Origin of the sequence: Vibrio sp. 2017_1457_13, assembly GCF_030851525.1 — a bacterium.
Classification (GTDB): Bacteria; Pseudomonadota; Gammaproteobacteria; order Enterobacterales; family Vibrionaceae; genus Vibrio; species Vibrio metschnikovii.
This window is the reverse complement of the sequence record NZ_VHTA01000008.1, coordinates 98,647-113,338: the sequence shown is the minus strand read 5'-3', so window position 1 is coordinate 113,338 and position 14,692 is coordinate 98,647. Positions and strand designations below refer to the sequence as shown.

Below are 14,692 nucleotides of genomic sequence, written 5' to 3'. Positions count from 1 at the left end.
GGCTTGCCAGCTTGACGCGAGTGCTAAGCGCGAGGAAAAGGAAAAGCCGTGACCTTATCGATGTGATCTTCATCCAGTGCCAACATGATCAAACGATCAATCCCTAACGCGACACCAGCGCAAGCAGGCAATCCCGCAGCCAAAGCCGCCAATAAATGCTCATCGATCGGCTGCGCAACAAGCCCCATCGCCACTCTTTTTTGGTTATCTTGTTCAAAGCGTTTGCGCTGCTCAGCCGCATCGTCTAATTCATGGAAACCATTCGCCAATTCGATGCCTTTAAAGTACACCTCAAAGCGATCCGCCACTCGTGGATCGTTTCGGTTTACCTTGGCTAATGCGGCTTGAGAAGCCGGAAAATCGTACACAAACACAGGTTTATGTTGCCCGATATGAGCTTCAACCCCAATGCTGAACAGCAATTGCAACAAAGTATCACGATCTTGCTCAGGCTCAGCGATATCACTGAGACCTAATTGAGCAGCCACCTGCTTAAGCTCGACGAGGCTAGCCTCAAGCGGACAAACGTTTAATACCTGCAAAAAAGCATCTTGATAAGTGATTCTCTCCGCGGTATCGGTAGAAAGTATCATCTGCAGTAAAGCATCCACCTCATCCATCAAATCATGATGATCAAAACCGACTCGATACCATTCGAGTAAGGTGAACTCGGGATTATGATAACGACCATTTTCTTCATTACGAAATGCTTTGTTGATTTGATAAATAGAGCCACTACCTGCCGCCAGTAAGCGTTTCATATGAAATTCAGGACTGGTCATCAGATACAAGGTTTTTCCTGCGGCATAATCCGGCCCAACAAATTGAGTTTGAAAGGTTTGCAGATGGATGTCAGTTACCGTCGCCTGACTCATGGCTGGAGTATCTACCTCTAGTACCTCACGCTCAGCAAAAAATTGGCGGATATTCTGTAATAAACGGGCACGCTGCTGTAATTGGGCAATTGATGCACTCGGCATCCACTGTGGCTGACTCATAAAAAATATCTGTTATTGAACAAAGAGCATCATTTTACTCTGAGAAACCAAAAAACCAAATAAACCACAGCACACACTCTGTACGTGATCGTTATCACACAAAGCACATTAAGTATGCTTGTACTTGCACTACCGAAGCAAAAACCCAACAGAATCAATTTTTTCTTCGCTCTGCTCTTCTACACTAGAGCCAGCACTTGAGTTCAAGTGTTGAGTAGCGAGAGCGGATCAAGAATCTTTCTAGCCGCATCACGCGCCACATAATAATCAGAGGCGATAACCAAGCCTCACAATACACTACACTGGAGGATAACTGTGCAAACGATTACCACAGATATCGCAGTCATCGGCGCTGGTGGCGCTGGTCTTCGTACTGCTATTGCAGCGGCTGAAGCTAACCCAAATTTAGAAGTTGCACTAATTTCTAAAGTTTACCCTATGCGTTCCCATACCGTTGCCGCTGAAGGTGGCTCCGCAGCAGTTATCAAGGAAGAAGACAGCCTAGACAATCACTTTAACGATACCGTTGGTGGTGGTGATTGGCTGTGTGAACAGGATGTTGTCGAATATTTCGTTGCTAATGCAACCCGTGAAATGATCCAAATGGAGCAATGGGGTTGTCCTTGGAGTCGTAAAGACAATGGGGAAGTCAACGTTCGTCGTTTTGGAGGCATGAAAGTCGAACGGACTTGGTTTGCCGCCGACAAAACCGGCTTTCATATGCTGCATACTCTCTTCCAAACTTCAATTAAATACCCACAAATCAAGCGTTTTGACGAATACTTTGTGGTCGATTTATTAGTCGTTGATGGTGAAGTGCAAGGCCTGATTGCCATTCATATGGCAGAAGGTGAGCTGGTCATTATTAAAGCAAAATCGGTAGTGCTCGCTACTGGCGGTGCTGGGCGTGTCTACCATTGCAATACCAACGGCGGTATTGTAACGGGTGATGGTATGGCGATGGCGTATCGTCATGGTGTGCCACTGCGTGATATGGAATTTGTCCAGTATCACCCAACCGGACTACCAGGTACCGGTATTTTAATGACCGAAGGCTGCCGAGGAGAAGGCGGTATCATCGTCAATAAACATGGTTACCGTTATTTACAAGATTACGGCATGGGCCCAGAAACCCCAGTTGGTCAGCCGAAAAATAAATACATGGAACTTGGACCACGTGACAAAGTGTCACAAGCTTTCTGGCACGAACAGCAAAAAGGCAACACCATTAAACATCCATTAGGTGATGTTGTCCTACTTGATTTGCGTCATCTTGGTGAAGAATATCTGCAAGAACGTTTACCGTTTATTTGCGAACTATCAAAAGCCTACGTTAACGTTGACCCAGCGAAAGAGCCTATTCCTATTCGTCCAACGGTCCATTACACCATGGGTGGTATCGAAACCAATGGTCAGTGTGAAACTCGCATTAAAGGCTTATTTGCGGTGGGTGAATGTGCCTCCGTTGGTCTACACGGGGCCAACCGTTTAGGCTCTAACTCATTAGCTGAATTTGTTGTCTTTGGCCGCGTCGCTGGTGAACATGCCGTGCAACGGGCGGAAAGCTTTAAAGGCTGGAACGACTCGGCGATTAACGAGCAAGTCAAGGCCGTTGAAGCACGGATTCAAGCATTGATGAATCAAGAGGGCGATGAAAACTGGGCGACGATCCGTACCGAAATGGGTCATACCATGGAAGCGGGTTGTGGAATCTATCGCCAAGAAGATCTGATGCAAACCACCATCGATAAGTTAGCTGAACTGAAAGAGCGTTATAAGCGCATCAGCATCAAAGATAAAGGTAAAGTCTTTAATACCGATCTACTGTATGCGATTGAAGTCGGTTATGGCTTAGAGGTGGCGCAAGCCATGGCACACTCAGCGATGCTACGTAAAGAATCGCGTGGTGCTCACCAGCGTCTTGATGAAGGCTGCACTGAACGTGATGATGTCAACTTCCTGAAACACTCATTGGCCTTTTATCAACCGGATAGCGCACCAAAGATTGATTACAGCGATGTAAAAATCACTAAGTCTCAACCTAAAGCGCGCCTCTACGGTGAAGCCGCTGATCAAGCCGCAGCCGCAGAAAAAGCCGCCGAGCAACGCGCAGAGGAGCAAAAATAATGGCCGCAGACCGTATTCAAAAAGTCGATATTTTACGTTACGACCCAGAGCAAGATGCAAAGCCTCATTTACAGGCGTTTGAGATACCGTTTGATGACACGATGTCGGTCCTCGATGCCCTCGGTTACATCAAAGATAATGTCGATAAAGATCTCGCCTATCGCTGGTCTTGTCGGATGGCGATTTGTGGCTCTTGCGGCATCATGGTCAATGGTGTGCCTAAGTTAGCCTGTAAAAGCTTCCTGCGTGACTATCCAAATGGTGTCAAGATTGAACCGCTCGCTAACTTCGCGATTGAGAAAGATTTAATCGTCGATATGACGCCGTTTATCGAACGACTAGAAGCGATTAAACCGTACATCATTGGCAATGATCGCACCCCTGAAGATGGTGCGAACTTACAAACGCCAGAGCAGATGGCTCGCTATAAGCAGTTTGCAGGCTGCATCAACTGTGGTCTGTGTTATGCCGCTTGCCCTCAATTTGGACTTAACTCTGAGTTTATCGGCCCGGCAGCACTGACCTTGGCGCACCGTTATAATTTGGATAGCCGAGATAACGGTAAAGCCGAGCGCATGAAACTGATCAACGGTGATAACGGCGCTTGGGGCTGTACTTTCGTTGGCTACTGCTCAGAAGTCTGCCCAAAACATGTTGATCCGGCTGCAGCCGTTAACCAAGGCAAAATCGAGTCCTCCATGGATTTTGTGATTGCCATGTTGAAACCTGACGGTTCACCTAAAAAAGTGGAGGCATAGAATGAGTAATCGTAAACCTTACGTTCGTGAAATGACCCGTACGTGGTGGAAGGATGATCCTTTCTATCGTCTTTATATGGTACGCGAAGCAACCGTACTGCCACTCATTCTATTCACGCTATTTTTGACTATCGGGCTGGGATCTTTAGTCAAAGGTCCCGAGGCTTGGCAGAGTTGGTTAGCGTTTATGGCGAATCCACTGGTTGTAGCGATTAACATCGTTGCTCTAGCGGGGAGCTTATTTCATGCACACACCTTTTTTGGCATGATGCCGCAAGTTATGCCGATTCGCATTAAAGGTAAGTTGCTGGATAAAAAGATCATTGTCTTAACTCAGTGGGCGGCAGTGGCTGTCATTTCACTGATCGTTCTCATTGTGGTGTAAGGAGCTTATTGTGGTGAATACCAATCCAAAACGTTCAGACGAACCCATCTGGTGGAGCCTATTTGGTGCTGGTGGTACTTGGTTTGCGATGATTACTCCGGTCACGGTACTCGTGCTTGGGATCATGGTTCCACTGGGTATGATTGATGCGCAAGCCATGAGTTATGAGCGAGTCACTGCTTTCGCGACCAGCATTATTGGTGCTTTATTTATTATAGGTACCCTTGCTTTGCCGATGTGGCATGCCATGCACCGTCTACATCATGGTATGCACGATCTGAAATTTCACACTGGCTTGGCGGGAAAAATTGCTTGTTACGCATTTGCGGCGCTGATTTCTGTGTTAGCCGTTGTGTTTATTTTTCTAATCTAGTTACGCAAGCTGATTTAACCATTCAACCTTCCATCGATGCTCACCCCTGATGGAAGGACACTAAACGTAAGAGCCAGCGCATTGCGCTGGCTCTTTTATCTCTATTTGATGAGATATGCCCAAACGAGTTGAAGATGCAGGTAGGCGGCAAGTGAGTAAATCCCCATGAGCATAGGCAAACTATGTGATTGAGGTGAACAAACGTAGCCAATACCGCTGCAGCTTCAAGTAGGAAGGGGATAGAAGCTTATTTCACGCGTCCAACATACTCGCCACTGCGGGTATCGACTTTAATCACTTCACCAATAGCGATAAATAAAGGTACGCGAACCACAGCGCCAGTAGCTAAAGTCGCAGGTTTGCCACCAGTACCTTGCGTATCGCCTTTTAGGCCAGGATCGGTTTCGGTGACTTCTAATTCAACGAAGTTTGGTGGCGTGACCGAGATTGGGTTACCATTCCATAATGTCAAAGTGCAACTGGTGTTTTCAACCAACCATTTCGCGCTATCACCGACTGATTTTACATCCGCGGCAATTTGCTCAAACGTTTCGTTGTTCATAAAATGATAGAATTCACCATCGCTGTACAAGTAATCCAGATCGATATCGATCACATCAGCCACTTCGGCAGAATCACCTGACTTGAAGGTTTTCTCTAACACTTTACCAGAAAGCAATTTACGGATACGTACACGGTTAAATGCTTGACCTTTACCTGGCTTCACATACTCGTTTTCGAGAATGACACAAGGCTCATTATCAAGCATAATTTTCAGACCGCCTTTAAATTCGTTCGTGCTAACAGTAGCCATTTTTTCCTCTTACCTTCTTCGAGTTAAATTCAATGCCAAATATAATAACCCGAAAACACCAATCTGTTGAGCAAAACTGGCTGCAACAGCTAGCGAATGGGATCTCCGATCCCGAGCAGTTACTCACACAGTTAGCCATCGATCCATCGCCTTGGCAATCTGGCTTTAAAGCCAGAGCGCTTTTTGCGCAGCGAGTACCCCAGAGTTTTGTTGAGCGGATGGAAAAAGGTAATCCTCACGATCCCCTTTTGCGCCAAGTGCTACCATTGAGTGACGAATTTATTATTCACCCTGGCTACTCGACGGATCCACTCGAAGAACAAAATAACTCGACGCCGGGGTTATTGCATAAATACCGTAATCGCTGCTTACTGATCGTCAAAGGTGGCTGCGCGATCAATTGTCGCTACTGTTTTCGACGCCATTTCCCTTATCAAGATAATAAAGGCAATAAATTGGTGTGGCAGCAAAGCCTCGACTACATCGCCCAACATCGACAGCTCAATGAAGTAATCCTTTCCGGTGGCGATCCACTCATGGCAAAAGATCATGAGCTGAGCTGGCTCATCGAACAGATTGCCGCTATCCCACACATTAAGCGATTACGGATTCATTCTCGCTTACCCGTGGTGATCCCCGCTCGCATTACCGATGAACTAGTAAGCTTATGCGCCGAAACTCGTTTGCAGGTGATCCTCGTAACCCATATTAATCACGCTAATGAAATTAATGCTGAACTGAGCCAACAACTGGCTCGCTTAAGGGCCGAAAAAGTAACGCTACTCAATCAAAGCGTGCTCTTAAAAGGCGTCAACGATTCAGTACCGGCACAAGTCGCATTAAGTGAAGCATTATTTGATGCTGGAGTTTTGCCCTATTACTTGCATGTACTAGATAAAGTGCAAGGCGCGGCGCATTTTTATGTTAGTGATGAGCAAGCTAGAGCGATTATCGCAGGGCTGATCGAGCAAGTGTCTGGTTACTTAGTTCCCAAGTTAACCAGAGAAATTGGTGGACGACCGAGCAAAACGCCCTTAGATCTCCACCTCGAATGATTCGCTAACTCTATCGGTCATCATACCACCGTCAAACGTTACCACTGAGGTGATTGTGGTCGATGATGATAAAAAGAGTATAAACATTTTTTATCAAAACCAATAAAGTCTATGATTTAACTAATCAAACAAGATCACGCATACTGACGCCTTTGTCGCGCGCTCACATTTGGAGACAACATGTTCACTTTAGACACCCTACTTGATCTAGGGCCGTTCAGCTGGTATGCACTGTTTTGTTGTGCGGTTAATGGATTGCTGGTCGGTATTGAGCGACAAACTCGTGGCAAACCCGTTGGGATTAGAACCTCGATTTTGATCATCTCCGGAACCTATTTTTTTATGGCGATGGCAGTGTCTTTGTCGCCGAATACCTTAGATCAAGCGCGCGTACTAGGACAAATTATTACTGGGGTGGGTTTTTTAGGGGCCGGCGTAATGATGACTCAAGACGGTAAAATTCATGGCGTAACCTCTGCCGCGGTAATTTGGGTGCTCGCAGCACTCGGTTTAATGATCGGCTTAGGCTATTGGGTACAATCGGTGGTGATTACCCTGCTGGTTTTGTTAGTGCTCTATGGTGTTGATAAAGTGGAGAATACTTTTCAAAGTTTACGCCGTGGTGTTCATCAACGATTTCGTGGCCGTTAATTGCATCATTTCACTCTCGATAAATATAAAAAAACCGGAGTTTTCACTCCGGTTTTTTACTAATTAGCGCATTAGGCTAGCATCACATCATGCCGCCCATACCACCCATGCCGCCCATATCAGGCATTGCTGGGCCATCTTTCTTTGGTAGCTCAGTCACCATTGCTTCCGTAGTGATCATCAGACCTGCAACTGAAGCAGCGAATTGTAGTGCACTACGAGTAACTTTAGTTGGATCCAAGATACCCATCTCGATCATATCGCCATATTCACCCGTTGCAGCGTTGTAACCGTAGTTACCTTCACCAGCACGAACATTATTAGCAACCACCGAATCTTCTTCGCCAGCATTTTTAACGATTTGACGAATAGGGGCTTCCATTGCACGAAGCGCAAGGCGGATACCGACGGTTTGATCTTCATTGTCACCTTCAAGGCCCGCTACTTTAGCGGCAGCACGAATTAGTGCAACACCACCACCCGCAACAACACCTTCTTCAACCGCAGCGCGAGTCGCGTGTAGCGCATCTTCTACGCGGTCTTTCTTCTCTTTCATTTCAACTTCAGTGGTTGCGCCGACTTTGATTACTGCTACACCGCCAGCCAATTTAGCAACGCGCTCTTGCAGTTTCTCTTTGTCGTAATCTGATGTTGCATCTTCAATTTGTTGACGAATTTGCACTACGCGGCCTTTGATAGCTCCTTCTTCACCAGCACCATCAATAATGGTGGTGTTTTCTTTGGTGATAGAAATACGTTTTGCTTGGCCAAGATCTTCCAGCGTCACTTTTTCAAGTTCAAGACCAATCTCTTCAGAGATAACGGTACCACCAGTTAGAATAGCAATGTCTTGTAGCATTGATTTACGACGGTCACCAAAACCAGGCGCTTTAACCGCAGCAACTTTAACGATACCACGCATATTGTTAACAACGAGAGTGGCTAACGCTTCGCCTTCGACATCTTCCGCAACAATCAGTAATGGACGAGACGCTTTGGCGACGCCTTCAAGCGCAGGCAGTAATTCACGGATGTTAGAAATTTTCTTATCAACCAACAGAATGAATGGGTTGTCTAAGTCAACGCTACCCGCTTCTTGGTTGTTAATGAAGTAAGGAGATAGGTAACCGCGATCAAATTGCATACCTTCCACAACATCAAGCTCATCTTGTAGACCTTGACCTTCTTCAACCGTAATAACGCCATCACGGCCAACTTTTTCCATTGCTTCAGCAATGATATTACCCACGCTTGAATCAGAGTTTGCAGAAATAGTACCCACTTGAGCGATGGCTTTGGTGTCTGCACATGGTGCTGATAGGTTTTTCAACGCTTCAACGGCAGCAACAACGGCTTTATCAATACCGCGTTTCAAATCCATTGGATTCATACCCGCAGCGACAGCTTTCAAGCCTTCAGTAATGATCGCTTGTGCTAATACGGTTGCGGTTGTCGTACCGTCACCAGAAGCATCATTGGCTTGTGAAGCGACTTCTTTTAGCATTTGTGCGCCCATGTTCTGGAATTTGTCTTCCAGTTCAATTTCACGCGCAACGGACACACCATCTTTAGTGATAACTGGAGCACCAAACGATTTGTCTAATACTACGTTACGACCTTTAGGGCCAAGAGTCACTTTTACCGCGTCAGCGAGAACATTAACGCCTTCAAGCATTTTAATGCGTGCATCGTTACCAAATTTAACGTCTTTAGCAGCCATGTTTCATTTCCTTTTCTTAATTCTGTTTTAATCAATCGTTTTTGAATCAGAGCAAAAATTACTCAATGCTTACTCTTACTCGACAATCGCCATGATGTCGTTTTCAGATAGAATCAACACTTCTTTGCCATCGATCTTTTCTGTTTTGGTACCGTAACCTTCAGAGAAGATAACAGTATCACCCACTTTTACATCCAGCGCTTGAACCGAACCATTCTCAAGGATACGGCCTTTACCCACAGCTAATACTTTGCCACGAGTGGATTTTTCTGCCGCTGAGCCCGTTAGAACAATGCCACCAGCAGACTTAGATTCAACTTCTTGGCGTTCAACGATAACTCGGTCGTGTAATGGACGAATGTTCATCGGTCGTCTCTCCTGATTTTATTTTCTATGAGGTTAATGAAAAGGCTGATTACTCAGCTTGTGACTGTTATGTGGGGGAGAAAGCCAACAATCCCAAGGGGGAAGAATAAAAAAAACGTGATTTAGTTAACAAATTTATCGAGAAAAGATTCAACGCCCAAGGAAACGATCGATCAACAACGATCCATAGGATCAAGAATTGCAGACTCAACGGTCATCCAGCGCGACGTTCAGTGAGGATTCTATTCTCAGGTGATTGTAAATCCTTTGCTTTATTAAGAGGCTTATCCATAATAGACAGAGTAATTAAAGAGGAAAACCATGAAGACCATCGAGCGGATTTTACACACCATCAAACGAGAAGGTGCTGTCACAGCAAAACAAGTGGCAAATGATCTGCACATTACCACCATGGGCGCTCGACAGCATTTACAAAGCTTAGAAGATGAGGGGATCCTGATTTTCTATGATGTCAAAGTCAAAGTCGGTCGCCCAACTCGTCATTGGTCGCTAACCAAAAAAGGACATGATCAGTTTGCGGACCGACATGGTGAGCTAACGATTCAAATGATCGACGCGGTTGAGCATCTATTTGGTCAAGATGGCTTAGCCAAAGTCACCGCTGAACGAGAAGCGCATACACTGCAACATTACCAACAAGCATTAATAGCCTGTAATGATTTAGCAACTAAATTACATACCTTAGTCAAATTGCGTGAGCAAGAAGGCTATATGGCTGAACTAGAACGTACAGAATGGGGCTATTTATTGATTGAAAATCACTGCCCTATCTGTCGAGCGGCTAAACGCTGCCCCGCTCTCTGCGTCTCCGAACTCAATGTGTTTAAGCAGCTACTTGGCACAGAGTGTCATATCGAACGTAGCGAGCACATTATTGAAGGCCAGCACCGCTGCGCTTATCGTATCCAACCTTTCTCAGCACATCCTTGAGCGCCGTAGCCTATTTTCTGTTTCAATAATGAGAATGGCGTGATTCTCTTCTCATTATTTTGATCTGTTATCTATACTGATCATTAAGTCATTAGGAGGCATGGCCTGTAACAAGTAAACACGTGGTGAGCTTCAACCAACCAACAAGTTCAGCAACGCTATTTGCTTTCGGGTCATCTCTTCATCCGCCATGATTTACCTTATGGCATGGTACTCATAGAAGATAAGGTGCACTCAATGTCTCGATCACCCAGTCCTATCCAAGTTCTCCCCTCTTTTGATGAGTTAGTATTGCTAGCAGAGCAAAATCCTGAAGCGTTTAGCTCGTTGAAACAATCGCTCTGTGATGAATTGATTGATTCTGCTTCCGTTATCATGCAAGAGCGATTACGCGCCCAGCAAAACCATATTGATCGCATACTGAGCCGCTGTAAAAATCCTCACCATGCAAATGTCAAACTGATGCAGGAACTGAGTGTACAAATGATCAAGTTTCGAGGTGCTTTAGAAGGAGATAGCCAACCAACCACCTCGGCACAAATTATCCCTTTTCAAGCTCGCCACGATGATTGGCGCTAGGAATTCGTTGTATGGGGGGATTTGCCAAAACGATTATCGGTCACTTTACCCGCAAGAAAACCACATTCGACTAAAATCCAACTTCCGCAGCCTAATGCAAGTAACGCAAGGGCGGTTTCCCACCAATTGGGAGTGGTCGCCATCGTCGTTTCCCCAACAGGCATACCCATTCGCCCGACCAACAACGGTAAATTCAATAACAACCACCAACTCGACTTATCGCGATCATGCCAGCGCTTAGCGGTTACCGCTAAATCTGGCAATAAGAGCCCAAGCAGTAATAATGGCCAAAGATAGGCCGCAAAGCTCGGCAACCAGCGACTCACTGTTAACATGAAAACAATAATGGTCAAATAATAACCGAGATTCCATAACCAATAGGTTTGGCGACCAATCCGGCCATGGAAAGAAAACAACAATTGGGTTAATGGCATTACTTACTCACTCAATAAATAATTTTCTGAAAACTATCTTTGTCCATATCACGCACATTGATCGTTAATGAATGAACCTGACTCGCTTGCTCAGCGAGTACGGCCATTAACTGGCGAGAAAGCTCACGTTTTTGTTGGCCACTGCGTCCATCGAGTAATTCAAAGCTGAGATGGATAAAGTCGACACTATCGCCCTGTTCACCAATCAACCAATGATGACAACGCAAAGTGCGAGATTTGATCGAGGCGGTTTCAAATAACCCACTGTCTATCGCTACTTGATGTAAATCTTCCAGTAATCCTTGGATGTTGACTCGTTCCTCAACAGAATTTGAATACTCTAAGACTAAATTTGGCATGAAAACTCCCTGTCTATCACTCTCGATGATTCATTTGCCACGATAGCAAAAATGATTCCCCTTAATATCACTCTCGTCAGCTTAACGCACTATGGGCAAGACAGAAAAGAGGATCCAAGAAAGTCATGACCCTAATCATGATCTATGCGCTTTTATCTGTTATATTCTTTGCCAGTCGTTCTTTTTTTATCAATTAAATTGGAGATATTCCTATGCGTCGTCCTGTTGTGATGGGTAACTGGAAACTTAACGGTAGCAAAACTATGGTGACTGAGCTACTGAATGGCCTGAATGCTGAGCTAGAAGGTGTAAACGGTGTTGATGTGGCTGTCGCTCCACCAGCGCTATACCTCGATCTTGCTGAGCGTTTAATCAAACAAGGTGGCAACAAAATCATTCTTGGTGCACAAAATACTGACCTAAATAACAGCGGTGCTTTTACCGGTGATATGTCTCCAGCGATGTTAAAAGACTTCGGCGCCACTCACATCATCATTGGTCACTCTGAGCGTCGTCAATACCATCATGAATCTGACGAATTTGTCGCTAAGAAATTTGCATTCTTAAAAGAGAACGGTCTAACACCAGTGTTCTGTATCGGTGAATCAGAAGCACAAAATGAAGCAGGCGAAACCGAAGCGGTTTGTGCGCGCCAAATTGATGCCGTGATCAATGCTTACGGCGTAGAAGCACTAAACGATGCGATCATCGCTTATGAACCCATCTGGGCAATCGGTACTGGTAAAGCAGCAACAGCGGATGACGCACAGCGTATCCATGCTTCTATTCGTGCTCACATCGCCGCGAAAAGCCCTGCCGTTGCCGAGCAGGTGATCATTCAATACGGTGGCTCAGTGAAAGCAGAAAATGCAGAAGCTTACTTCTCACAACCAGACATTGATGGCGCTTTAGTTGGCGGTGCGGCACTGGATGCGAAGAGCTTTGCTGCAATCGCGAAAGCAGCCGCTAAAATGAAAAATGCTTAATCATTATCAATAAGTTATCTCAAGGCCAGCCATGCTGGCCTTATTTTTATCGCCAAGTTCATCGCTAGTACCCGATCCTGATATAGAGTATCCTAGCTCCTCTTGCACTTTCTATTCGCTGATTCACCATGCACGATAAACACGGCTTGTTGTCCGCCCCTATCCCCCAAGTACTGCGCCAAATGACGCTGCCAATGACGGTAGGGATGATCGCTATCTTACTGTTTAACTTAGTCGATACCTTTTTTATTTCGTTGCTCGGTACTCAAGCACTAGCCGCCATCAGCTACACCTTTCCGGTCACCTTCGCCGTCAACTGTATCACCATGGGGATTGGCGTTGGACTCTCTACCTGTATTGGCCGTTTATTAGGTCAAGGAGAAACCAAGCAAGCGGCGCGCCTGACTAGTCATGGTTTGTTATTGGCCGTGGTCCTGGTACTGTGCGCCTCCTTCATCGGTGTTCTTACTATCGACCCACTATTTCGTTTACTCGGCGCACAAGCTGAACTGCTCCCCCTGATTAACCAGTATATGCAAATTTGGTATCTGACCATTCCTTTACTGGTGATCCCCATGGCGGGCAATAGCGCCATTCGCGCTACCGGAGACACTAAAACTCCCGCCAAAATCATGTTATTGGCGGGAGTCATCAATGGCGTACTCGATCCATTATTGATTTTTGGCTATGGCCCCTTTCCAGAATTAGGCATACAAGGGGCAGCTATTGCCAGCGCCTGCTCTTGGCTCGGCGCGCTAATCGGCTCACTGTATATTTTGGCTCGACGTGACAAGCTGCTTGCTCGAGCTAATTTGAAAATGCTTAATCGTGACTGGCGACAAATTTTAACCATTGGCACCCCAGCGGCGCTATCGAGTGCGATGAATCCATTATGTGGTGCCGTGTTAATGATCATGCTTTCCCAACATGGCACCGAAGCCGTCGCGGCTTATGGTGCCGCACAGCGTATTGAATCGATTTTAATCTTGGTATTAATGTCGCTCACTTCTGCCTTAACGCCATTCATGGCACAAAACTTAGGGGCCGATAATCCACAGCGCAGCTTTGAAGGGTTATTTGTTGGCCTGCGTTTTGCCGTGGTTTTTCAGTTCTTGATTTTTATCATGATGGTGCCACTGAGCATTCCGCTAGCGGCATTGTTTTCACAAGAGCAAAGCGTGCGTGACTTACTGTGGTACTACTTACTGATTGTCCCTATCAGTTATGGCTTTCAAGGTATCGTGATGATGTTGGTTTCGGCGTTGAACGCCCTTCATCAACCGCTAAAAGCATTTCAATGGAGCGTAATGCGTCTTTTCATCTTTACTTTACCTGCGGCTTGGCTTGGGGCGTATTGGTATGGTGTGATCGGATTGTTTATCGGCATCGCTTTAGGCAATATTATGGGCGGTTTGCTTGGCTACCTATATGCGTTACGGCTACGTCAACGAATACTGTCGATAACAAACTAGATACCAAGACAAGTTTTATGGCAACAAAAAACCGAAGCTTTTGACTTCGGTTCTGCTTCAGATTATCCAATCGGCACGCGAAAGTTAGATCTCTTCGAGCTCGTCGTCTTCAACGTCTAAATCGACGTTTAACGGCTCAGGTGATAAAATCACCCCTGTGTTATCGGCGTAGAGATAATCTTCAGGTAGGAAGGTTACCCCACCAAAGTTCACCGCAACATCAATTTCACCGATACCCAGTGACACCGCGCCAACAGGAATAGAAGCCAGCGCTTGAATACCCACGCTCATCTCTTCCAGTTCATCGACTTCTCGAACGCAGCCATAAACGACAATGCCTTCCCACTCGTTTTCTTCAGCAATCGCAGCGAGCTCGGCATCAATCAGCGCTCGACGTAACGAACCACCACCATCGATCAACAGCACTCGGCCGACACCGTCTTGTTCAAGAGTTTCGCGAATCAACCCATTATCTTCAAAACATTTAATGGTCGTCACTTGACCAGCAAAGGATGCTCGGCCTCCAAAGTTACTGAACATCGGTTCTAGTACATCGACTTGCTCGAGATAGATATCGCACAGCGCAGAGGTGTTGTATTCCATAGCTTTACTCTCTTAACGAACCATTATCCCACGAGTATATAGTGTCAGTAAGTCAATGCAA

Annotated in this window: 17 protein-coding genes; 10 read left to right on the top strand and 7 right to left on the bottom strand. The window is 45.9% G+C overall.

Annotated elements, in window-relative coordinates; all coding sequences use genetic code 11:
• Positions 1-23: 23 nt before the first annotated feature.
• Positions 24-998: an elongation factor P--(R)-beta-lysine ligase gene (epmA, locus tag FKN88_RS12670; protein ID WP_161426210.1), complete on the bottom strand. Its 975-nt coding sequence runs from the start codon at positions 996-998 to the stop codon at positions 24-26.
• A gap of 315 nt (positions 999-1,313) precedes the next feature.
• Between epmA and frdA the strand changes: the two genes are divergently transcribed.
• The 4 genes from frdA to frdD are packed head-to-tail and all read left to right on the top strand — an operon-like array spanning position 1,314 to position 4,641.
• Positions 1,314-3,125: a fumarate reductase (quinol) flavoprotein subunit gene (frdA, locus tag FKN88_RS12665; protein WP_158144626.1), complete on the top strand. Its 1,812-nt coding sequence runs from the start codon at positions 1,314-1,316 to the stop codon at positions 3,123-3,125.
• Positions 3,125-3,883 (top strand): succinate dehydrogenase/fumarate reductase iron-sulfur subunit, encoded by a 759-nt coding sequence (locus tag FKN88_RS12660; RefSeq protein ID WP_004394462.1) that lies wholly within the window; start codon positions 3,125-3,127, stop codon positions 3,881-3,883. The genes frdA and FKN88_RS12660 overlap by 1 nt, the downstream gene beginning before the upstream one ends.
• A gap of 1 nt (position 3,884) precedes the next feature.
• Positions 3,885-4,268: a fumarate reductase subunit FrdC gene (frdC, locus tag FKN88_RS12655; protein ID WP_004394461.1), complete on the top strand. Its 384-nt coding sequence runs from the start codon at positions 3,885-3,887 to the stop codon at positions 4,266-4,268.
• Positions 4,269-4,278: 10 nt separating this feature from the next.
• The gene (gene frdD / locus FKN88_RS12650) at positions 4,279-4,641 is read left to right on the top strand and encodes a fumarate reductase subunit FrdD (protein ID WP_158144625.1); all 363 of its coding nucleotides are present in this window, start codon (positions 4,279-4,281) and stop codon (positions 4,639-4,641) included.
• A 247-nt stretch (positions 4,642-4,888) separates the two neighbouring features.
• Here the strand turns inward: frdD and efp are convergent, their stop codons facing one another.
• The gene (gene efp / locus FKN88_RS12645; RefSeq protein WP_004394459.1) at positions 4,889-5,455 is read right to left on the bottom strand and encodes an elongation factor P; all 567 of its coding nucleotides are present in this window, start codon (positions 5,453-5,455) and stop codon (positions 4,889-4,891) included.
• A gap of 32 nt (positions 5,456-5,487) precedes the next feature.
• Here efp and epmB point away from each other — a divergent pair, with 32 nt between their 5' ends.
• Both epmB and FKN88_RS12635 read left to right on the top strand, forming a co-directional pair.
• Positions 5,488-6,510 carry an EF-P beta-lysylation protein EpmB gene (epmB, locus tag FKN88_RS12640; protein ID WP_158138972.1) on the top strand — a complete coding sequence of 341 codons (1,023 nt, stop codon included), beginning with the start codon at positions 5,488-5,490 and terminating at the stop codon, positions 6,508-6,510.
• Between the two features lie 180 nt (positions 6,511-6,690).
• Positions 6,691-7,161 (top strand): MgtC/SapB family protein, encoded by a 471-nt coding sequence (locus FKN88_RS12635; RefSeq protein WP_158138973.1) that lies wholly within the window; start codon positions 6,691-6,693, stop codon positions 7,159-7,161.
• 82 nt (positions 7,162-7,243) lie between these two features.
• On the opposite strand, the gene groL is transcribed toward FKN88_RS12635, so the two are convergent.
• Together groL and FKN88_RS12625 are read right to left on the bottom strand one after the other, a co-directional pair.
• The gene (gene groL, locus FKN88_RS12630; RefSeq protein ID WP_170904274.1) at positions 7,244-8,881 is read right to left on the bottom strand and encodes a chaperonin GroEL; all 1,638 of its coding nucleotides are present in this window, start codon (positions 8,879-8,881) and stop codon (positions 7,244-7,246) included.
• A 75-nt stretch (positions 8,882-8,956) separates the two neighbouring features.
• On the bottom strand, positions 8,957-9,247 hold the full coding sequence (locus FKN88_RS12625; protein WP_004394454.1) for a co-chaperone GroES: 291 nt from the start codon (positions 9,245-9,247) through the stop codon (positions 8,957-8,959).
• 321 nt (positions 9,248-9,568) lie between these two features.
• Here FKN88_RS12625 and FKN88_RS12620 point away from each other — a divergent pair, with 321 nt between their 5' ends.
• Both FKN88_RS12620 and FKN88_RS12615 read left to right on the top strand, forming a co-directional pair.
• Entirely contained in the window at positions 9,569-10,198 is a 630-nt protein-coding gene (locus tag FKN88_RS12620) for a metalloregulator ArsR/SmtB family transcription factor (RefSeq protein ID WP_187985278.1), read from the top strand.
• Between the two features lie 237 nt (positions 10,199-10,435).
• Positions 10,436-10,777 (top strand): DUF3135 domain-containing protein, encoded by a 342-nt coding sequence (locus FKN88_RS12615; protein ID WP_154169973.1) that lies wholly within the window; start codon positions 10,436-10,438, stop codon positions 10,775-10,777.
• Here FKN88_RS12615 and FKN88_RS12610 read toward each other — a convergent pair.
• Both FKN88_RS12610 and FKN88_RS12605 read right to left on the bottom strand, forming a co-directional pair.
• Positions 10,774-11,211: a DUF805 domain-containing protein gene (locus FKN88_RS12610; RefSeq protein WP_158138977.1), complete on the bottom strand. Its 438-nt coding sequence runs from the start codon at positions 11,209-11,211 to the stop codon at positions 10,774-10,776. The genes FKN88_RS12615 and FKN88_RS12610 overlap by 4 nt on opposite strands.
• Before the next feature lie 11 nt (positions 11,212-11,222).
• A complete protein-coding gene (locus FKN88_RS12605) occupies positions 11,223-11,570 on the bottom strand; it encodes a 5-carboxymethyl-2-hydroxymuconate Delta-isomerase (RefSeq protein ID WP_154169969.1) in 348 nt (115 codons plus the stop codon).
• A gap of 212 nt (positions 11,571-11,782) precedes the next feature.
• Between FKN88_RS12605 and tpiA the strand changes: the two genes are divergently transcribed.
• A complete protein-coding gene (tpiA, locus tag FKN88_RS12600; RefSeq protein ID WP_004394450.1) occupies positions 11,783-12,556 on the top strand; it encodes a triose-phosphate isomerase in 774 nt (257 codons plus the stop codon).
• A gap of 128 nt (positions 12,557-12,684) precedes the next feature.
• Positions 12,685-14,028 (top strand): MATE family efflux transporter, encoded by a 1,344-nt coding sequence (locus FKN88_RS12595; RefSeq protein WP_154169968.1) that lies wholly within the window; start codon positions 12,685-12,687, stop codon positions 14,026-14,028.
• A gap of 84 nt (positions 14,029-14,112) precedes the next feature.
• Here the strand turns inward: FKN88_RS12595 and rraA are convergent, their stop codons facing one another.
• Entirely contained in the window at positions 14,113-14,631 is a 519-nt protein-coding gene (rraA, locus tag FKN88_RS12590) for a ribonuclease E activity regulator RraA (RefSeq protein WP_154169966.1), read from the bottom strand.
• Positions 14,632-14,692 lie beyond the last annotated feature (61 nt).